The sequence below is a fragment of the Streptomyces sp. NPDC052496 genome, from assembly GCF_040679095.1.
Lineage (GTDB): Bacteria > Actinomycetota > Actinomycetes > Streptomycetales > Streptomycetaceae > Streptomyces.
On record NZ_JBFAUH010000001.1, the window covers coordinates 142562 to 162109 of the forward strand.

General features: G+C 72.9%; 17 protein-coding genes and 3 tRNA genes. 3 read left to right on the forward strand and 17 right to left on the reverse strand.

Going from position 1 to position 19548, the window contains the following annotated elements:
• Nucleotides 1-289: 289 nt before the first annotated feature.
• The 8 genes from AB0L45_RS00740 to AB0L45_RS00775 form a co-directional block, all read right to left on the reverse strand.
• Nucleotides 290-1051, reverse strand: coding sequence for an ABC transporter permease (locus AB0L45_RS00740; RefSeq protein WP_365834656.1), 762 nt, complete (start codon nt 1049-1051; stop codon nt 290-292).
• Nucleotides 1045-2016: an ATP-binding cassette domain-containing protein gene (locus AB0L45_RS00745; RefSeq protein WP_365834659.1), complete on the reverse strand. Its 972-nt coding sequence runs from the start codon at nt 2014-2016 to the stop codon at nt 1045-1047. Before AB0L45_RS00745 ends, AB0L45_RS00740 begins: the two co-directional genes overlap by 7 nt.
• A gap of 164 nt (nt 2017-2180) precedes the next feature.
• Complete coding sequence (locus tag AB0L45_RS00750) at nt 2181-2903, reverse strand: ABC transporter ATP-binding protein (protein WP_365834661.1); 723 nt, start codon at nt 2901-2903, stop codon at nt 2181-2183.
• Nucleotides 2900-4507, reverse strand: a complete 1608-nt coding sequence (locus AB0L45_RS00755) for a hypothetical protein (RefSeq protein WP_365834662.1) — start codon at nt 4505-4507, stop codon at nt 2900-2902. The genes AB0L45_RS00750 and AB0L45_RS00755 overlap by 4 nt, the downstream gene beginning before the upstream one ends.
• Before the next feature lie 103 nt (nt 4508-4610).
• Nucleotides 4611-5042, reverse strand: coding sequence for a hypothetical protein (locus AB0L45_RS00760; protein ID WP_365834664.1), 432 nt, complete (start codon nt 5040-5042; stop codon nt 4611-4613).
• Nucleotides 5043-5168: 126 nt separating this feature from the next.
• Nucleotides 5169-5822, reverse strand: a complete 654-nt coding sequence (locus AB0L45_RS00765; protein ID WP_365834666.1) for a hypothetical protein — start codon at nt 5820-5822, stop codon at nt 5169-5171.
• Nucleotides 5792-6310, reverse strand: coding sequence for a stage II sporulation protein M (locus tag AB0L45_RS00770; RefSeq protein ID WP_365834668.1), 519 nt, complete (start codon nt 6308-6310; stop codon nt 5792-5794). The genes AB0L45_RS00765 and AB0L45_RS00770 overlap by 31 nt, the downstream gene beginning before the upstream one ends.
• Before the next feature lie 115 nt (nt 6311-6425).
• On the reverse strand, nt 6426-6710 hold the full coding sequence (locus tag AB0L45_RS00775) for an uberolysin/carnocyclin family circular bacteriocin (protein ID WP_365834670.1): 285 nt from the start codon (nt 6708-6710) through the stop codon (nt 6426-6428).
• A gap of 566 nt (nt 6711-7276) precedes the next feature.
• Between AB0L45_RS00775 and AB0L45_RS00780 the strand changes: the two genes are divergently transcribed.
• Entirely contained in the window at nt 7277-7870 is a 594-nt protein-coding gene (locus tag AB0L45_RS00780) for a DUF4232 domain-containing protein (protein ID WP_365834672.1), read from the forward strand.
• A 493-nt stretch (nt 7871-8363) separates the two neighbouring features.
• Here the strand turns inward: AB0L45_RS00780 and AB0L45_RS00785 are convergent.
• The 3 genes from AB0L45_RS00785 to AB0L45_RS00795 all read right to left on the reverse strand — a co-directional run bounded on the left by AB0L45_RS00785 (nt 8364) and on the right by AB0L45_RS00795 (nt 8771).
• Nucleotides 8364-8440: transfer RNA gene (locus AB0L45_RS00785), tRNA-Ile, on the reverse strand.
• Between the two features lie 180 nt (nt 8441-8620).
• Nucleotides 8621-8693: transfer RNA gene (locus AB0L45_RS00790), tRNA-Asn, on the reverse strand.
• Between the two features lie 5 nt (nt 8694-8698).
• Nucleotides 8699-8771 (reverse strand) — tRNA-Asn (locus AB0L45_RS00795).
• 255 nt (nt 8772-9026) lie between these two features.
• On the opposite strand from AB0L45_RS00795, the gene AB0L45_RS00800 reads away from it, so the two are divergent.
• Nucleotides 9027-9326 carry a YtxH domain-containing protein gene (locus AB0L45_RS00800; RefSeq protein WP_365834675.1) on the forward strand — a complete coding sequence of 100 codons (300 nt, stop codon included), beginning with the start codon at nt 9027-9029 and terminating at the stop codon, nt 9324-9326.
• Nucleotides 9327-9438: 112 nt separating this feature from the next.
• Nucleotides 9439-10878 carry an FGGY family carbohydrate kinase gene (locus tag AB0L45_RS00805; protein ID WP_365834677.1) on the forward strand — a complete coding sequence of 480 codons (1440 nt, stop codon included), beginning with the start codon at nt 9439-9441 and terminating at the stop codon, nt 10876-10878.
• Between the two features lie 198 nt (nt 10879-11076).
• Here AB0L45_RS00805 and AB0L45_RS00810 read toward each other — a convergent pair whose 3' ends face one another.
• From AB0L45_RS00810 to AB0L45_RS00835, 6 genes are all read right to left on the reverse strand, one after another.
• Nucleotides 11077-12273 carry a sigma-70 family RNA polymerase sigma factor gene (locus AB0L45_RS00810; RefSeq protein ID WP_365834679.1) on the reverse strand — a complete coding sequence of 399 codons (1197 nt, stop codon included), beginning with the start codon at nt 12271-12273 and terminating at the stop codon, nt 11077-11079.
• Nucleotides 12274-12465: 192 nt separating this feature from the next.
• On the reverse strand, nt 12466-14388 hold the full coding sequence (dnaG, locus tag AB0L45_RS00815; protein WP_365834681.1) for a DNA primase: 1923 nt from the start codon (nt 14386-14388) through the stop codon (nt 12466-12468).
• Nucleotides 14389-14500: 112 nt separating this feature from the next.
• Complete coding sequence (locus AB0L45_RS00820; RefSeq protein WP_365834683.1) at nt 14501-15463, reverse strand: threo-3-hydroxy-L-aspartate ammonia-lyase; 963 nt, start codon at nt 15461-15463, stop codon at nt 14501-14503.
• Nucleotides 15464-15536: 73 nt separating this feature from the next.
• Nucleotides 15537-16814: an FAD-dependent oxidoreductase gene (locus AB0L45_RS00825; protein WP_365834685.1), complete on the reverse strand. Its 1278-nt coding sequence runs from the start codon at nt 16812-16814 to the stop codon at nt 15537-15539.
• A 317-nt stretch (nt 16815-17131) separates the two neighbouring features.
• The gene (locus AB0L45_RS00830) at nt 17132-18505 is read right to left on the reverse strand and encodes a deoxyguanosinetriphosphate triphosphohydrolase (protein ID WP_365834687.1); all 1374 of its coding nucleotides are present in this window, start codon (nt 18503-18505) and stop codon (nt 17132-17134) included.
• Entirely contained in the window at nt 18502-19407 is a 906-nt protein-coding gene (locus AB0L45_RS00835; protein ID WP_365835587.1) for a CbiX/SirB N-terminal domain-containing protein, read from the reverse strand. Before AB0L45_RS00835 ends, AB0L45_RS00830 begins: the two co-directional genes overlap by 4 nt.
• Between the last annotated feature and the right edge of the window lie 141 nt (nt 19408-19548).

Here is a 19548-nt window from a genome sequence, read left to right on the forward strand (position 1 = left end):
GGGAGCAAGATCCGAGCGAGGTCCCTGACCACTCCCGCGGCACACACCCGTTCGACCCAGGAACACACGATCGGACGAGGATCCTATCCGGTCCCCTCAAGCAACCCATCCGAGCCCTGGCGCCCCTACCCGGCCCCCGCTGCCCCCTCCGCCGAAAGCCCCCGTCCCCTCGTCCGCCACCGTCGCCCGCCGAGGGCCCCTCCCGCACGGAATACGAGCCGGCCCGGCTTCAGCCCGCAGGCCGGCACCAGCCACCCTCGCAAACCTGGCGGAACCAGCGGAAAACCGCTCAGACCAACCTGCCCGCCCGGGCGAGGTACCAGGCACTTCCGGAAGCGAACACGGCACACCAGACGGCGACGGCCAGGGCGGCCGGCCCCCAGTGGGTCTCGGAGGCGAGTCGCGTGAGCGCGGAGCCCGGCAGCCACGTGGACACGGCCCAGCCCTGAGCTGCCGCGAGAGTCGTCAGGGCGGACTCGCCCACGAGGATCCACCCGAAGAGCACGCCGAGAGCGGCCCCGGTGCCGCGCAGCAGCAGCCCCGCCGCGGCACCGTAGACCGTCGCGGCGACCAGCGCGGCCAGCGTCCGAAGGACGACGGGGACGCTGCCGAGCCATACCGGGGCGGCCGCCCAGTCCGAGGTGTCCAGGTGGCGCGCGCAGGCCGCGATCCACGTCGTCGCCCCGGTGGCCAGTGCGGTGGTCGCGCCGACCAGTACCGCCGGCACCGCCTGCCCGGCGGTCTTCCCCAGGAGGAGGGCGGACCGGTTGGGCAGGCGGACGAGCAGATTGCGCCACGTGCCGTACCGGTACTCCTTCGTGAAGGAAGCCGCCGCCACCGACATGATGACCAGGCAGGTGAAGGACGTCGTGGTCGGCAGCGCTCTCAGCGGCCCGCCGGCTCCCGCCGCGGCAGAGCTGCTCAGAGCGCTCATGGCGGCTGCCACGAGCGCGCCGGTGGCGCCCGTACCGACCAGAAGGGGAATGAGAACGCGAGGACGCAGAGCCTTGACGCGTTCGCTGCGGCAGGCGAGTACGAGGGCGGTCAGCACGTCGGCTCCTGGCTGAGGAGGGAGAAGAAGGCTTCTTCGAGCGTGGGGCGTCGCACTGCCAGGTGGGCCAGGGTGATGCCGTGCGCGGCCGCCGTACGGTTCAGTGCGGCCGCCCGCTCGGCCGTGGTGTCGATCAGCAGGCGATTCCCGTGCCGTCGCAGGTCGTAGCCTGCCTCGGCGAAGGCACTGCTGAGCGCGGGGAGCTGGTCCTCGCGTTCCGGAGCCACCTCGACAGCCGCCCGCTGGGAGGCCGCGAGGGCGTCCCGGTCCCCTTGGAACAGCGTGGTGCCCTGGTGCAGGAAGACGAAGTGGTCGCAGAGGGCGTCGAGTTCGTTGAGCTGGTGGCTGGAAATCAGCACCGTGGTCCCGTCGGACGTCAGGCCGCGCAGCAGTGCGCGCAGCTGTGCGGTGCCGACCGGGTCGAGGCCGTTGGTGGGTTCGTCCAGGATCAGCAGGCGCGGTGCGGTCAGGAGGGCCACGGCGATGCCGAGCCGCTGACGCATACCGAGCGAGTAGGCGGAGACCGGGCGATCGGCTTGCTGCTCCATGCCGGTGCGGCGCAGGGCGCGATCGATGTGCGCACCGCCGAGGCCGGCGAGTTCGGCCAGGACGCGGAGGTTCTTACGGCCGGTGAGCTGGGGGTAGAGGGCGGGTTGTTCGATGAGGGCACCCACCTGGGGCAGGTATCGGGCGGGCCGGTCGAGAGGGCTGCCGAGCACCGTGCCCGTACCGGCGTCGGGCCGGTCCAGGCCCAGCAGCAGCCGCATCGTGGTGGTCTTGCCGGAGCCGTTGGGGCCGATCAGGGCGGTGAGGGAGCCGGTGGGCACAGTGAGGTCGAGATGGTGCAGGCCCGTACGGCCGGCATAGGCCCGCCGCAGGCCCTTGACCTGCACGGCGGGCCCGGCCGGCGGGCCGGACGCGGCAGCCGCCGGGGGCGCCGGGACGGCCGGGACGGCCGGCGTCACTTCACGGGCCTCACTGAGTTCACGAGCATCACGGGCCTTACTGAGTTCACGAGCATCACAGGCCTCACTGATTTCACAGGCCTCACTGGCTTGACGGGTCTGACGGTTCTGACGGTTCTGACGGTTCTGACGGTTCTGGCGGGGGCATGGTGCGGCGGCCTGGGTCATGAGGCGGGCTCCGCGGTGGTCGGCTCCGGGCGGGTGAGGGCGTCGGTGGCGCCCAGGCGCCGCAGGGCGGCGGTGACGGTTTCGCCCGCCAGCCGCACGTCGTGCGCCAGGCGGCCGTGCTGGAGGACGAGGAGGCGGTCGGCGAGGTCGTCCGCCCAGCTGAGGTCGTGCGTGCACAGGACGACGGTCCGCTGCTGGGCGTGCCAGTGCCGTACCGATTCCCGCAGGGTGGTGACGGCTGTGGCATCGAGCGCGTTGGCCGGCTCGTCCATGAGGACGAGCGCGGGATCGTGCAGGGTGGCCGCGACGAGGCCGAGCTGTTTGCGCATCCCCAGGGAGAGCTCTCGGACCAGGGCGTCGTGGCGATCCGCCAGTACGGTGCGCGCCAGCCGCTCCAGGGCGGACGCCAAGGGGACTCCGTACAGCCGGCAGACGAAGGACAGTTGCTCGCGGACCGTGAGGTAGTCGTACAGCGGCGGCTCGGCCTGGGCGAAGCCACGGACGGCCCGCGCGGCCAGGCTGGTCGCGGCCTGGCCGGCGACGCGTACCCGGCCCGTGGTGGGTTCGGACAGCCCGGCCAACAGCCGCAGCAAGGTGGTCTTGCCGGAGCCGTTGCGGCCCACGAGACAGACGAATTCCCCGTCGGCGACGGTGCATTGCACCTCTCGCAGCGCCAGGTGGTCGCCGAAGCGTACGGTGACGGATTCGACGTCGATCACGGTGTTGCCTTCCTGATGTGCGGATCCCGACGGGCCAGGACGCCCAGCCCCCCGCCCAGCAGGAGCAGGGCGGCGAGGCCGGCGCCGGTGTCGATCGCGAGTGCGGTGCCGCCCTGCGCTCCGGTCGCGCCGCGGAGCACGGGGCCGAGTGCGGTCGGAGAGGCCAGCAGTGCGGCGAGTACGCCCTCGACCGTCTCGGCGACACCGGAACGGCTGGTCCGCTCGTCGTCGAACCTCTCCGGCAGCGGTACGAGGAACGCCGTCGCCACGACCGCGCAGCTCCCGGCGAGCAGCGCGACCGGCAGCGCCGGGAACGTACTCGGGACCATCGGGCCACCCCCGGCGAGCAGCAGCCCGAGGTAGCCGGGCACCACCGGCAGCGCGGCGACGACGGTGCACGCCGCGACCTTGCCGACGAGGACACGGCCGAAGGGGACCGGCGCCTGCCGCAGTACCTCGATGGACCTGTGCTCCGCCTCGACGCCCGCGATCTGGGCGACGACGCCGGAAACGGCGAGGTACATCGCGACCGCCGCGGCGGTCCCCCATGTGCCGGCGGGCAGCGACCACGGGAGATGAGTGCCGTAGCGGATCCGCACACCGCAGCCGAGCGCGGCCAGGCCGAGGCCGAGCACACACACGCGGTACAGCGGGCCGGTCACAACCGCGGAGCGGCGCCGCGCCGACAGCAGATCCTTGCGGACGACAGCGGTGATCAGCCCCGTGGTGTGCAGGGGGCGCGAAGCGGCCGGGCCGGCGGTGCCGGGCGAGACCGCCGGGCGGTCCGGGTGCAGGGCGCTGTGGCGCTCGGCGCGCCGCACCAGTCCGCAGGCCAGCGTGGCGAGTAGGAGTACGGCGCCGGACCACACCGCCCAGGTCCAGCTCAGGTGCCCGGGCAGGAACAGTTCGTCCCACCACTGGGGACGCAGGCCGGAGGCGGTGTCCCGGAAGGAGGCGGTGACCGTCTCCGGTTCCAGCGTGGCGGCCGGCAGGACGCCTGCCACGAGCGGCGAGGCGAGGTAGCCGAGGGCGAACGCCGCCACCATGGTCCAGGCGGCCCTGCGGCCCGACGAGTGCATGCCGCGGGACGTGGCCAGGGCAGCGGTCGCGCAGATGCGTGACAGGGCTGCCGTCAGCGCCGTACCCGCCGCTGCCACCAGGGCCGCCGGCAGCACCCGCAGACCGGCCCGGGACGCCGACAGCCACGGCACCGCGACCAGCGCCGCTACGGTGAACACCCCGGCTGCGCCCAGCAGTTGAGGTAGCCACAGGCGGGCCAGAAAGACCGCCCGGGGCGGAACACGCCAGGCCGACAGCAGACCGCGGTCGGGAGGCTCCAGCAGCAACCGCGTCTGGGAAGGCCGCGCCGCGAGCAGGTTCGCCAGCACGACCACCACGGCCACGGGCCAGCAGACCCAGGCCACCGTGGCACCGTCGGCTGCGGTCACCGGACGGACCCGCCCGGCAGCCGTACTGACCGCCCAGAGCAGCGCGGCGACGAACAGCAGGCCACCTGCCCCGACGGCCAGCACGAAAGCGCGCAGCGGTGCTGACAGGTCGCGGTACCCCGGCAGCCGGTTACGCCGACGACCTAAGTCCCCCACCAGCACGGTCAGACCGGCCCGCCACGCATACCGGCGGTCGGGCGCGGTCTGCCCGCGTGGTGCTCGATCTCCTGGCCGACGTCTCATACCGCACCCCAGCCGCTCAAGCAGGCCGGCGCCAGAGCAGCGCGACGGCGCTCGCCGCCACCACGCAGCCGATGAACGCGAGCGCCACGGCGTCCAGCCCTTCCGCCGCCGGAAGCCGCCACCCGGCGACGCCCAGGGGCACACAGACCAGCGCGGCGACACCGAACAGCAGCCACGTTCCGAACGACGCCAGCCCGACCAGCACGGCGAGCACGACCAGCAGCACCGCCACCGCGAACCAGCCCCAGTTGAGCAGGTCCTGCGTGCGCAGCACTCCGGCACGTGCGGGGTCGACGACCTGCGGAGCCTGTTCGATCGCGGTCTTCGTGGCGTCCCGTGTCATGCGGTACCAGACACCGCGGACCACAGCCAGCACTGCGGCTGTCGCACACAGGGCACCCGTGACGATCATCGCGGCGCGCGGGTTGCGGCGGTGAGGGGGCGGCATGGCGTTCCTTTCGTGAGGACTGGAGGGCGAAGGGCTTGCGAGAACCCGTGGGGGATCGAGGTGTCCCGGGCCGGCCGGAAGCCGGACCGGTCCGCGGTCGGCAACCGGGGCAGGCCATCAGCAGCCTCAGGTGATCAGGCAGACCATCGTGTAGAAGGCCGTGGGGCCCACGGCGCAGGCCACACTCCGAGGCCAGGACAATCCGGCCGAACGCCGTGCGGCGAGCGCACAGACGATGGCCAGCACCGCCAGCGCCGGGTCCGCTCCGCCCAGTACGGCCACGAGGTGATCGGGGGCGGGGAGGGAGAACAGTACGCACCCCAGCGCCAGCACCAGGAGCTTGCCGGCGAGGAAGCCCGCGACCGCGCACCCGAGGAAGGTCCGGTCGTCGGCGAAGGTCCCCCGGCTCCCGGCGAGCCGGCACGCGACGGCGCCGGCCGCTCCCGCGACGAGCACGATGCACAGCACACCGAGGGCGTTGAGCACCGAACCGAACAGCCACGCCGCAGCCACTCCGGCCTTGACCGCTCCCGCGTCCGCATCCGGAACCCGTTGCACCACGCCGTCCCGGTACTGGCCGAGCAGCGTGAGTCCGGCCGCCGGAATCGCCAGTACGAGCAGCAGGAGGAGGAGCCGGTACGTCCGGCGCGGAGTGAACCACGACCGGCCGGGCTCCGCCGCCGCCTCTTCCCGCAGGGCCGTACCCGGTAAGGCGCTGCCGTGCAGGCCGGCTCGCGCCACGTCGGAGTTCACCTCGTACTCACCCACGTTTCCACGCATGCGGCCACGACGAGCATGGCCATCGACAACCCGAGCAGAGCTGCCGCATCGACAAGACTTTCACTGACCTTCACCTTTCGCCCGGCCAGCAGGGCGCGCACCACGGCCAGTGCCGGGGCCAGGCCTGCGGCGACAGCCACGCCGAATGCGGGCAGTTCCAGTACGGCGTGCGGCAGCACGGTCCGCGCGAACGGCATGGCACCGAGCGCGTAAGCCTGCGAGATGAACAGCCCGCTGCTGAGCCCCGCGAAGAGCGCGAGCAGAACCGCACCGAGCCCGAAAGTGACGACTCCGCTGAATGCCACCGCGGCAATACCGCAATTGTTTGCCAGAATTCCGGTGAACAGATCCAGGCTCGGCTGCTTGGGTGCGACATGGACGGACTGCGACTTCTCGTCGGCTATGAGGACCCCGCACAACAGACAGCCGAACCAGAGCACTTGCCCCAGGGCGAGCGTCAGGCGCTGACGCCTCGCGATCGAAGCCACTAAGGCCATCACGGCCCTCTCTCAGAAAACTCGAATGTGCAACTGATCCCTGGCGTATGACTCTTGCGAGGCCCCGAACGCCGGGACCTCGCAAGAGTTCATCGATTCACCGGAATCAGGCGACGGCAGCGGTACGTCCCGCCCGCTGGATTGCCTTCTTCAGGATCCAGAGGCCAATGCCGCCGGCGGCCGTCACGCCACCGAACATAGCGAGTGCGGAGGCAATGTCCGTCCCGGCCATGATGGCGTCGAAAGCCTTGTTCGCAGCGGCGGTCGAGAGACCGAAGTAGCTGGTCAGCGCGTCAGGGGTGGACAGTGCCAGCGTGCACGGCGCGGCGAGACCGACAACGGCGGCACCGGCTGCGGCCAGCCGCTTCTTGGACATGGCGACAACAGACATGTATTCTCCAGTAACTGCTCTGATGAGTGGTTGGCTGCATGGCAGCCGCGGGGTGCGTCAGTCTTGGTAGGGCGGCGCACCCCATTTTCATGCCGTCACGACAGGCATCAGGCGGAAATACCGGATTCCGCGGCAACAGGCCGCAAGAAGCACCGGGAACATGGCGGCACCGTGGTCAGCGGCGTCTGCCTGGAACTCCCCCTGTTTCTCACCCCCCGTGACGACCGGACCATGTAATCATTCGACCACTCAACCGTCAACTCCGCCCAACGGCCCGATATCGGACTTCACGAAGTATGCGCCGAAGCGGGAAGTCGACCTTATAGCGGCCCGCTCGACTCGCGCCCCACATCTCGCCGCCCGTAACCCGAAGCATTGGCGCTGAAATCCGCACGCGCACGCCCCATTCAGCTTCCAACCGAAAAGAACCAGCCACACGCGCCGGAGCTACGCGCGACTAAACCAGCCCTCCCGCGCGTCACTTGGAAGTGACCAGTGGGGGTGCCTCGTACACCACCTGTCCGATTTCGGACGCTCATCGTGTCGCCATATCGCGGCGCCATATCGTGTCGCCATTCCGAGCGCCCTCCGGACAAGGGCGAGGAGAAACCCGTACGCCATCGCCGAACCGCGGGGCCGCACGCCACCGAACGCGCGGTCCCAAAACGAGCGCCGGCGCCACCGCCCGCACCAACACCAATCCCCACACCAACTCCAAGACTGACACCAAGGCGGGAACCGCAGACCGGCAGGCAGGCAGTTCCCAAGCCACCCGCAGCGGCAAGACCAGCTCCGGCATCCAGCGCTGCGACACCTCCGACCTCGACGCCGTCTTCGCCACCGGCGAGGACGGCACCCCTGACCCGAACGCCAACGGCTCGACCACCACCAGCATCGCGCTGACCAACACCGGCAGCCGGACCTGCAAGATCGGCGGCTTCCCCGGCATCACCCTCCAGCCGGACGCCGACGGCCCCGTCCGGTCCCTGGCCCACTCCTCCGCCAAGCACGGCTCCATCACCCTCCAGCCCGGCGACAGCACCGACTTCACCATCAACCTCTCCCTGGCCAGGGAGAACGAGGAGGACTTCGGGAAGCCCGCCACCGTGACCGCCACCCCGCCCGACGAGCCCCCCGCTCCGTGGCAGCCGAGCAGCTGACGCGTGACCCGAGCACGGCCGGCGTCCACGAGCGGTGCTCGCACCCGAAGCGGATCAGGACGCCGGGACAGCGCTGAGCGACTGACTGGCGTGCCATCGAGCTACTGAACTGTTTGCCTGCGGCGGTGCGACCGCAGGCTCGATGAACACGCCGATCGAACGAAGGGAGCCCTCGGACAGAATGACGCCCATCGGCCGCGGAAGTTCCCGCGGCGCGTGCGACGTCGCGGGTGATCGACTTGACGACAGGCCGTGCCGACGGCCTGCCTGTGAGGTAGATCGCACACGTTCCGTGACCGGGCCGAGCGAAGCGGGACGGGGCCGAGCGAGGACAGCACCGAGTCGATGCTCCGGCTCAGGGGCGCCTCTCACGCGGAGCGCGCGGTGGCGAGGGTGCTGGGGACCATCACCCATGGATTCCGCTCAGGCACCGCACGTAAACCCTCTTCAGCGGCGTTCACGCAGGTCACATCGTTTCTGCACAGCAGTGCAGTGGTGGGGCGGGTGGGACTCGAACCCACGGCCGACGGATTATGAGTCCGCTGCTCTAACCGGCTGAGCTACCGCCCCGAAACGGCGCGCCGCGCACATTTGTGCGCGCCGTCTGCCGCAGCATAGCCGCTCATACGATCTGTTGCGCGGGTGGGTCCTCGATGGGCCGCCATGCTCGTCCAAGAGGACTTCGGGTGCCGGGTGTTCGGTTCCCCCGGACAGGAAAAAGGACCCCCGTGGGGGTCCTCTTCCGTGCTGCTCCCCCGACTGGACTCGAACCAGTAACCCTCCGGTTAACAGCCGAATGCTCTGCCAATTGAGCTACAGGGGACCGAGCTCCCCCGACTGGACTCGAACCAGTAACCTGCCGGTTAACAGCCGGCTGCTCTGCCAATTGAGCTACAGGGGAATGCTCTGTGTGCCTCGAATGCACTCCGATCCGGGGGCTCCGGACGGCGTGCGCTCGCTGCTGCACATACATTAGCGCAAGCAGGGGGGTGCTCCGCCAATCGGTATGCCTGCGGTGGTCCCGGATGATCTTCTGGTCCGCGGGTAGGCGGGCAGCACAGACCGGCGGTCCCACGGGCAGGCGCGCAGCACGAGCCCGGCGGACCGACCTACAGCGCGCGCGAGCGAGACCGACGAGAGGGAAGGTGGAGCGACGATGCGCTACCGGCTCACGTTCATCACAGGACTGGCCATCGGGTACGTGCTCGGCACCAAAGCCGGCCGGGAGCGCTACGAGCAGCTCCGTAAGAGCGCCCGGCGGATCGCGCAGAACCCGGCCGTCCGCAACACCGCGGAGTCCGCCGCCCTCGGCGGGCGTGAGGTGGCCACCAAGGCGTTCGACAAGGTGTCCGCCAAGGTCGGCGACCGGATGCCGGGCCCGGTGGCCGAGCGCATCCGGGCGCTGCGCGAGCAGCGCGGTGACAGCGAGGACGACTGGGGTACGAGCAACACCTGACCCCCGGGCCGCGCGGGCGGCCGACAGCGGCCGCCCGCGTCCACCGCCCCGGCCCCCGGGGGTGTGAACCTGGCGGCCGTCGTGTCCCGTGGATGGGGCATCATCTGGGGGCATGGGGATAGTCGCCGGGCTGGACAGTTCGTCCGAGAGCACACGGATCGTCGTCTGCGACGCGGACACGGGTGCCGTCATCAGGCAGGGGTACGCGCCGCACCCCGCCGAAAAGGGACACGAGATCGACCCGCAGGCGTGGCTGATGTCACTCGGCGAGGCCGCGGGCAACGGGCTGCTCGAAGGCGTGCAGGCGATCGGGGTCTCCGCCCAGCAGCAGGGGATGCTGCCGCTGGACGCCGACGGCGCCCTCGTACGGCCCGCGCTGGTCGGCAACGACAAGCGGGCGCAGAGCGCCGCCGCCGACCTGATCGACGCGCTCGGCGGGCGGGCCGCGTGGACGCAGGCCGTCGGTGCCGTCCCGCACGCCGCCCAGCCGCTGACGAAGCTGCGCTGGCTGGCCCGCAACGAGCCGGCGAACGCGGTGCGCGTCGCCGAGGTCCTGCAGCCGCACGACTGGCTGGTGTGGCAGCTGCTGGGGCGCCCGGCACGGCGTACGACGGACCGGGGCGGCGCCTCGGGCACCGGGTACTGGTCGGCGGCGACCGGCGCGTACCGGCCTGACCTGGTGGAACTGGCGCTCGGGCACCAGGTGCGGCTGCCGGAGGTGCTGGGTCCGTCCGGCACCGCCGGGTTCACGCCGGAGGGGCTGCTGATCTCCGCCGGTACGGGCGAGACGATGGCCGCCGCCTTCGGGCTGGGGGTCGGCGCGGGCGACGCGGTGGTGTCGCTGGGCGCCTCGGGCTCGGTCTTCGGCATCCACCACGAGGCGCTGGCGGACTCCAACGGAACGATCACCTCGTTCGCCGACGCGACGGGGATGCACCTGCCGGTGGTGCACACGAGCAACGCGGTACGGGTGCTGCGCGGCACGGCCGAGATGCTGGGCACCGACCTGACGGGGCTGTCCGAGCTGGCCCTGAAGTCGACGCCGGGCTCGTACGGGCTGGTGCTGCTGCCCTACCTGGAGGGCGAGCGGACGCCGCACCTGCCGCACACGGCGGGCTCCCTGCACGGGCTGCGCCGCGAGAGCATGAAGCCGGAGCACCTGGCGCGGGCGGCCTTCGAGGGCATGCTGTGCGGGCTCGCGGACGCGCTGGACGTGCTGCGCGGGCGCGGCGTCGAGGTGCGCCGGGTGTTCCTGCTGGGCGCGGCGGCCGAGCTGGGCGCGGTGCAGGCGGCGGCGCCGGGGCTGTTCGGGGCGCAGGTCGTGGTGCCGCAGCCGGCGGACTACGCGGGGCTGGGCGCGGCGCGGCAGGCGGCCTGGGCGCTGGGCGCGGCGCACGGCACGCTGGCTCCGCACGAGCCGCCGCGCTGGCCCGCGGCGGCCAGCCAGGTCTTCGAGCCGGGCGAGGACCTGCCGGTCGGGCAGGCGGTGCGCCAGCAGTACATCGCGGTGCGGGAGGAGAGTTACGCGGGGGCGTTCCTGTCCTCTCAGTAGGCGCGCAGGGGTGTACGTGGAGGCACGTGACAGGTGGGTCCGTACGGGCGCGCACCGGCCGCGCTCACGGCGGTCCAGCACGAGGGGCGCCACGACGGGTCCGTACGGGCGCGCACCGGCCGCGCTCACGGCGGTCCAGCGCGAGGGGCGCCATGGTGGGTCCGTACGGGCGTGCATGGGCCGGGCGGACCCGCCGGGTCAGTCCAGGTAACCCCGCAGCTGGTCGGCGAAGGCGTGGTCGCGGAGTTTGTTCAGGGTCTTGGACTCGATCTGGCGGATGCGTTCGCGGGTGACGCCGAAGATCCGGCCGATCTCCTCCAGGGTGCGGGGGCGGCCGTCGACGAGCCCGTACCGCAGCTGGACGACCTTGCGTTCCCGTTCGCCGAGGGTGGACAGGACCGCTTCGAGGTGTTCGCGCAGGAGCAGGAAGGCCGCCGATTCGACCGGGGACGCGGCGTCGCCGTCCTCGATGAGGTCGCCGAGGGCTACGTCGTCCTCCTCGCCGACGGGGGCGTGCAGGGAGACCGGCTCCTGGGCGAGCCGCAGGACCTCGCTGACGCGTTCCGGGGGCAGGTCGAGCTGGGCGGCGACCTCCTCGGGCGTGGGTTCGTAGCCGCGTTCCTGGAGCATCCGGCGCTGTACCCGGACGACCCGGTTGATCAGTTCCACGACGTGTACCGGGACGCGGATCGTGCGGGCCTGGTCGGCCAGCGCGCGGGACATGGCCTGGCGGATCCACCACGTGGCGTACGTGGAGAACTTGTAGCCGCGGGCGTAGTCGAACTTCTCCACGGCGCGGATCAGCCCGAGATTGCCCTCCTGGACGAGGTCGAGCATGGTCAGGCCGCGGCCGACGTAACGCTTGGCGACGGAGACGACCAGGCGCAGGTTGGCCTCGATGAGGCGGCGTTTGGCCATCCGGCCGAGGACGACCAGCTTGTCGAGGTCGAGGGCCAGTTGGGAGTCGAGGTCGGGGGCGAGCCGCAGGCGCTCCTCGGCGAACAGACCGGCTTCGACGCGGCGGGCCAGTTCGACCTCCTCCACGGCGGTGAGCAGCGGTATCCGGCCGATCTCGCGCAGGTACTGGCGGAACAGGTCGGAGGAGGGGCCGCCGGCCTCGGCACGTGGCGGCGGCTCCGGGGCGATCTCCTCCACGAGGATTTCGGGCGCGGGCGGCTCGGCCTGCTGCGGCACGGTGGCCGAATCCGCGGCCGGCGCGTCGGCGAGGGTCCGGGTCTGCACGGGGGCGACCTCCAGTGTGATCGCTGCTGAGGCGGCGGAAGGGCCGGGACCGTCTGCGGCCGAGCCGCTGTCCGTCCCGTACATCAAGAGCGGTTCCGCGGGGGATTCCGGTTCCGTACGTCCGGACCCGCCGCGCTCCGAGGACTCAGGCACCGCTCCTCAGTGTGGAGTACGACACACGCCCGCCACGAGGGGCGTGCGGGCACTTTTTGGGTCCGGACGGTGACCGCGCGGCTACGGCGGGGTGGGTACGGGCGGTCCGCGGCGCCGCGGCCGTGTACGGGCCGCTCGCGCGGGCGGTGGCCTCCTGGCTCCGCGGGCCGCCCGGCGGCCGGGGGCGGGCGGCTACAGGGCCGCGTAGCCCCGCTCGCGCAGGGACTGGCCGTACTGCTGGAGGACCCACAGCTCGTTCTGGACGGCGGTCAGGTGCTGGGGGTCGGCGTTCGGGCCGAGGCGCTGGAGGGCGCCGCGGATCTCCGTGACGCGGCGGTTGACGGCGGCCAGCCGGACGGCGACCAACTGGACGCCCGCGTACGCCTCGTCGGGGTCGCGGCGGGTGTGCAGCGGCTCCACGGCCAGCTCGGTGACCATGGCGCGGACCGTGTCGTCGGGGGCGGCCTCGCGCACCCGGGCGAGGTAGGTGTTGTCGCCCGCGGCCGACAGGGCGCCGCCGGCGTCCTCGATGCACCGGCGGACGGTGGCGTACGGGGGCGCGGTGAACTCGTCCGCGCCGTACGCGTCGAAGGCGGGCGAGACCAGGTCGGGGCGCTGGAGGGCGAGCTTGAGCAGTTCGCGCTCGACGCGGTGGGCGGGGCTGCGGAGGTTCAGCGCGGGGCCGCGCGGGCCGGGCGGCGGCGGGGCGCCCTCGGAGGCCTGCGGGGCGCCGCGGCGGCCCGTACGGGACGGGTCCTGGCCGTTCTGGCCGTCGCGGCCGCGGTCGCGGGCCCAGCGGGCGAGCTGGCCGACCCGGCGGACCACGAACTGGGTGTCGAGGATGCCGAGCATGCCGGCCAGCTGGACCGCGGACTCGTGCTGGATGGAGCTGTTCTTGATGTTGGCGACGATGGGTGCCGCTTCGTCCAGGGCGGCGGCGCGGCCCACGGTCGTGTCGAGGTTGTGCCGGGCGACGACCTGGCGCAGCGCGAACTCGAACAGCGGCGTACGGGACTCCACCAGGCCGGCGACGGCGCCGTCGCCCTCGGCCAGGCGCAGGTCGCAGGGGTCCATGCCGCCGGGGGTGATGGCGATGGAGGTCTGGGCGGCGAACTTCTGGTCGTCCTCGAAGGCGCGCAGGGCGGCCTTCTGGCCGGCCGCGTCACCGTCGAAGGTGAAGACGACCTCGGCGCCGGAGTTGTCCATCAGCAGCCGGCGCAGGATCTTGATGTGGCCCTCGCCGAAGCTGGTGCCGCAGGTGGCGATGGCGGTGCGGACGCCGGCCAGGTGGCAGGCCATGACGTCGGTGTACCCCTCGACGACGACCGCGCGGCTGGTCTTGGCGATCTCCTTCTTGGCCAGGTCGATGCCGTACAGGACCTGGGACTTGCGGTAGAGGGGGGTCTCCGGGGTGTTCAGGTACTTGGGGCCGTTGTCGTCGTCGCGCAGCTTGCGGGCGCCGAAGCCGACGACCTCGCCGGCGATGTCGCGGATCGGCCACATCAGGCGGCCGCGGAAGCGGTCGATGGGGCCGCGGCGGCCGTCCTGGGAGAGGCCGGAGAGGATCAGCTCCTTGTCGCTGAAGCCGCGGCCGCGCAGGAAGCGGGTGAGGTGGTCCCAGCCGGCCGGGCTGTAGCCGACGCCGAAATGCTGGGCGGCGGCCTGGTCGAAGCCGCGCTCGGCGAGGAACTTGCGGCCGATCTCGGCCTCGGGGCTGTCCAGCTGCTCGATGTAGTACTGCGCCGCGATCTTGTGCGCCTCGACCAGGCGGGTGCGCTCGCCCTGCTGGCGGCCCGGGGTGTAGCCGCCCTCCTCGTAGCGCAGCGTGATGCCGGCCTGGGAGGCCAGGCGCTCGATGGTCTCGGCGAAGGAGAGGTGGTCGAGCTTCATGATGAAGTCGACGACGTCCCCGCCCTCTTGGCAGCCGAAGCAATGGTAGAGGCCCTTGGCCGGGCTGACGTGGAACGACGGGGACTTCTCGTCGTGGAAGGGGCACAGGCCCTTGAGGTTGCCGCCGCCCGCGTTGCGCAGCTGGAGGTACTCGGACACGACGGCGTCGATCGGGACCGCGTCCCGCACCGCCTTCACGTCGTCATCGTTGATCCTGCCTGCCACGCCTGAATTCTACGGGTGGGGTACGACAGTCCGGTCCGGGCCCGCCCGGCCGGGCGCGACGGCCCGGTCCGGCCGGGTCGTCCCGTCAGCCGCGGGGCCCGGTCCGGCCGGGTCACCCCATCAGTTCCAGGAACCGGTCCAGCCCGACGTTCCCGCCGGAAATCACCACGCCGACCCGGCGCGGCAGCGGCTCGACCGCCCCGGCCAGCAGGGCGGCCAGCGCGCTCGCCCCGCTGGGCTCGGTGACGATCTTCAGCCGTTCGAAGGCCAGCCGCATCGCGGCCCGGATCTCGTCGTCGCTGACCAGCACCACCGAGTCCAGCAGCCGCCGGTTGATCTCGAAGGTCAGTTCGCCGGGCTCGGGCAGCGCCTGCCCGTCGGCGATGGTCCGCGGTACGGGGACGCGCACCCGCTCGCCCGCCGCCAGCGAGCGCGCGGTGTCGTCCCCGGCCGCCGGCTCGACGCCGATCATGCGGATGCCGGGCGACAGCGCGGTGGCGGCGACCGCCGAGCCCGCCATCAGCCCGCCCCCGCCGACCGGCGTGAGCAGGGCGTCCAGCGGGCCGGCCGCCTCGATCAGCTCCAGGGCGGCGGTGCCCTGCCCGGCGATGACGTGCGGGTGGTCGTACGGCGGGATCAGGGCCAGGCCGCGTTCGGCGGCGAGCCGCGCGCCCAGTGCGGTCCGGTCGCCGGTGTAGCGGTCGTACGTGACGATCTCGGCGCCGTACCCCTCGGTGGCGTCCCGTTTGGAGCGCGGCGCGTCCTCCGGCATCAGGATCACCGCCCTGCTGCCCAGCTCCCGGGCGGCCAGGGCGACCGCCTGGGCGTGGTTGCCGGAGGAGTACGCCGCGACGCCGCGCGCGAGCTGTTCCGGCGCCAGCCGGGAGACGGCGTGGTAGGCGCCGCGGAACTTGAAGGCGCCGGCCCGCTGGAAGTTCTCGCACTTGAGGTGCACCTCGGCGCCCACGAGGGCGTCGAGGGTGCGGGACCGCAGCACGGGGGTGCGGTGGACGACGCCCTTGATTCGGGCGGCGGCGTCCTGGACGTCGTCGAGCGTGACGGTGGCTTCGCTCACGGGCGGGTCTCCTGGGCGTCGGCTGCGGTACGGGTGCTCGTCCTCGGGGCGGCGGGCCGCGGGCGGCCCGGGCTCAGAGCAGTGAGTCCAGCGGGACCTGCGGGTTGGCGAGCGCGTTCGGGTCGAGGGGCCGGCCGGAGCGGATGAGCTGCTGGATCGGCTCGGTGACGTCCCACATGTTGACGTTCATGCCCGCCAGCAGCCGTCCCTCGCACAGCCAGAAGGCGATGAACTCGCGCTTGCCGACATCGCCGCGGCACACGACCTGGTCGTACGAGCCCGGGGGCGCGTAGCCGGAGTACTCCAGCCCGATGTCGTACTGGTCGGAGAAGAAGTACGGGATCCGGTCGTACGTGACGTCCTGGCCGAGCATGGCGCGGGCGGCGGCGGGGCCGCCGTTCAGGGCGTTGGCCCAGTGCTCGACGCGCAGGCCGGCGGGCTCGCCGTCCGCGGAGGGCAGCAGTGAGTACGGGAAGGCGGCGATGTCACCGGCCGCATGGATGTGCGGGTCCGAGGTGCGCAGCGCGGCGTCCACCGCGACGCCGCCGCCGTGCGCCGGGTCGACCAGGGTCAGCCCGGCCTGCTCGGCGAGGGCGGTGCGCGGGGCGGCGCCGATCGCGGCGAGCACGTCGTGGGCCGGGTGCTCCTCGCCGTCGTCGGTACGGGCGGCCAGCACCACGCCGTCCTGTCCCGCGATCTCGGTCAGCCGGGCGCCGAAGTGGAAGCGGACGCCGTGCTCGCGGTGCAGGTCGGTGAAGAGGCTGCCCAGTTCGGGCCCGACGACGCTGTGCAGCGGGGTCGGCTCGGGCTCCACGACGGTGACCTCGGCGCCGTACGAGCGGGCCGCGGCGGCGACCTCCAGGCCGATCCAGCCGGCGCCGGCGATGACGAGGTGGCCGTTGTCCCGGCCGAGGGACTGCAGTACGCCGCGCAGCCGCTCGGCGTGCGCGAGGCGGCGCAGGTGGTGGACGCCGACCAGGTCGGTGCCGGGGATCTCCAGGCGGCGCGGCTCGGCGCCGGTGGCCAGCAGGAGTTTGTCGTACGCGATCAGGGTGCCGTCGCCGAGCCGGACCGTGCGGGCCGCCGGGTCGAGGTGGACGGCGGGCTGGCCGAGGTGCAGTTCGATGTCCGCGCCGGCGTACCAGGCCGGTTCGTGGACGAAGACGCTGTCGCGCTCCTCCTTGCCAAGCAGGTACCCCTTGGAGAGCGGGGGGCGCTCGTACGGGTGGTCGCGCTCGTCACAGATCAGTATCACCCGGCCGGTGAAGCCTTCCGCACGAAGGGTCTCGGCGGCCTTTGCCCCGGCCAGGCCACCCCCGACGATGACGAACGTCTGGTGTGCGTCGACCACTTGCTTCCTCCTCGCTGCGGCGCGGTGCGTCCGCGTCCGTGAACGCCCCCGGTCGTGTCCCCGTTCTACCCCCCGCAGTGCTGCTGCCGCGTACTGCCCCGCGCGGCCGGCCGCGTGTCCCCCGCCCGGTCGTGTGACGCCGCTATGTCATACCGCGTTCCGCGGCCGTCCACCCCGTCGTGCCCCTGTTTTGTTTCCCCCGTCCGAAACACTCAAGCCCGAGCGTCCCGCACCGGGCGTGCCGCGGGAAGGGGGCCCGCTCCCCAGGGGCCGCACCGGCCCCGTCCATGGTGGCCCGGCGGTGCGGGTGCCGCTGGTCAGAGCGTGCCACGCGGCCGGGTGAGCCGGGCGTGCAGGGAGCGTGCCGAGGCGTCGGTGAGGGCGGCGATCTGGTCGATCAGGGCGCGCATCCGGGCGGTGTCGTCGCCGGCCGCCTCGGCCCGGTCGTACAGGGCGCGGAACTGCGGGTCCAGGCCGTCGGGGGCGCGGGCCACCAGTGCCTCGGCGAGTTCGGCGATGACGATGCGCTGGTCGGCGCGGAGAGCTTCCTGGTCGGGGCGGCGCATGACGTAGCGTTCCGCGACGGCCTTCAACACGGCGCATTCCAGGCGGGTTCCGGGCGGTACGACGAGCCGGGCGCGGTGCCGGGTGAGTCCCCGTGTGCCGGCCGTGCCGGCTGCCGTACCGGAACGGCCGGGGAGGTGCCCCCACTCGGCGCGGGTGGCGGTCTCCGCGGCGAGGCAGAAGCGGCCGATGAGCTGGCTGGTGGCGTCCTTCAGGCGGGCCTGGGCGACGGCCGTGCCGTCGTAGCCGTGCGGCCACCACTCCTGGTCGAGCAGGCGGTCGAGGGCTTCGCCCAGTTCCTCCGGGTCCGCGCCGGGGGCGTAACGTTCGGCGGCGATCGCGAACACTTCGGCACGTTCGGGCTCGGCGAGCAGGCAGTTCGGGTCGAGGTAGCCGGCGTGCAGCCCGTCCTCCACGTCGTGCACCGAGTACGCCACGTCGTCGGCCCAGTCCATGATCTGCGCCTCGAAGCTGCGTGCCGTCTCCGGCGCGCCCTGCCGGAACCAGGTGAAGACCGGCAGGTCGTCCTCGTAGACACCGAACTTGGCCGAACCGGGGTCGGTGGGGTGGCCGCCGCGCGGCCACGGGTACTTGGTCGCGGCGTCCAGGGCGGCGCGGGTGAGGTTGAGGCCGACGCTGACGGCCGTGCCGTCCGTGTCGGGCACGAACCGCTTGGGTTCCAGGCGGGTGAGCAGCCGCAGCGACTGGGCGTTGCCCTCGAAGCCGCCGCAGGGCGCGGCGACCTCGTTCAGCGCCTGCTCGCCGTTGTGCCCGAAGGGCGGGTGGCCCAGGTCGTGGGCGAGGCAGGCGGTCTCCACCAGGTCCGGGTCGCAGCCGAGTGCCGCGCCGAGTTCGCGGCCGACCTGGGCGCATTCCAGGGAGTGGGTCAGGCGGGTACGGGGGCTGGCGTCCCACAGGTGTTCGGTGGTGCCCGGGGTGACGACCTGGGTCTTGCCTGCGAGGCGGCGCAGCGCGGCCGAGTGCAGCACCCGGGCCCGGTCGCGTTGGAAGGCGGTGCGCCCCGGGCGTTTGTCGGGCTCGGGAACCCAGCGTTCGGTGTCGGCCGCTCCGTACCCCGTACCGTCGTGGCCCGCTTCGCGGCCGGTCGTCGTTCGTGTGCCCGTCATACGGCGACGGTAGCCGCCCCGGAGGAGTCCTGGAGGCACCCGCCGCGGGCAGCGAGTGCCTGGTCGTAACGGTGCAGCACCAGCCGGGCCAGCGCGGGGTGGTCGCCGAGGGGCGCGGCGGCGGGCCCGGGGGCGGCCGCGGCGCACTGCGTGGCGAAGCGGCCGGGCGCGGTGAAGCAGGAGGCCAGGGCGGGCCGGTGGTGGCCGCGGGCGGCGAGGGCGCGCAGCGCGGCGGGCACGGAGAGCGGGGTGCCGGCCGGGCCGCCGTCCGGGGGCGCCGAGGCGTACGCGGGCAGGACGGGTACGCCGCCGAGCCGTTGGGACAGCAGCCGCGCCGTACGGGCCGTGTCGGCGGCCGATTCGGGCGCGCGGGATCCGGCGGCGGCCAGTACGACGGCGTCCGGGCGCCGGGCCCCGGCCTCTTCGAGGCGGGCGTGCAGGGCCGCGGCGAGCAGGGGGTGCGGGCCCAGCGGGCGGGCCGTACGGGCCGTCAGGTGGGGCGCGCCGGCCAGCGCGGCCGGTATGTCGTGGCCGGCGTGCTGTCCGCGCGCGAGCAGCAGCGGTACGACGACGGCCGTACCGCTCAGCTCCGCCAGCGCGTCCGGGAGCAGCGGCGCGTTCAGCTCGATGTGGCCGAGACGGACGACGAGCCCGGGGCGCAGTCGCCGCACCCGGTCCAGGAGGGCGGTGACGGTACGCAGCGCGGCGGGGTCACGGCTGCCGTGCGCGACGGCGACGAGGGTGGGGCGGGTGGCGCCGGAGGGACGGACGGGGTGCGGGCCGTCCGGGGCGCGGACGGGGCAGGGGCCGTCGGGGACACGGGCGGCCGGGGTCCGCGGGGGCAGGCCGTGCAGCCTGACCCGGCTGAGGCGGTCGCTGAGCTGGGTGCTGATCTCCGTCATGAGCTGCGCCGTACTGTCGAAGGTGACCGCGGGCTGCGAAGGGTCCGCGGGGGGCTGCGGGCCGCCGGGCGGCGGTGTCGACGCCTTCATGAGGGGAGCCTGGCAGCCGGGCGTTGCCGGGCCGTTGCGCGGGTGTGACGG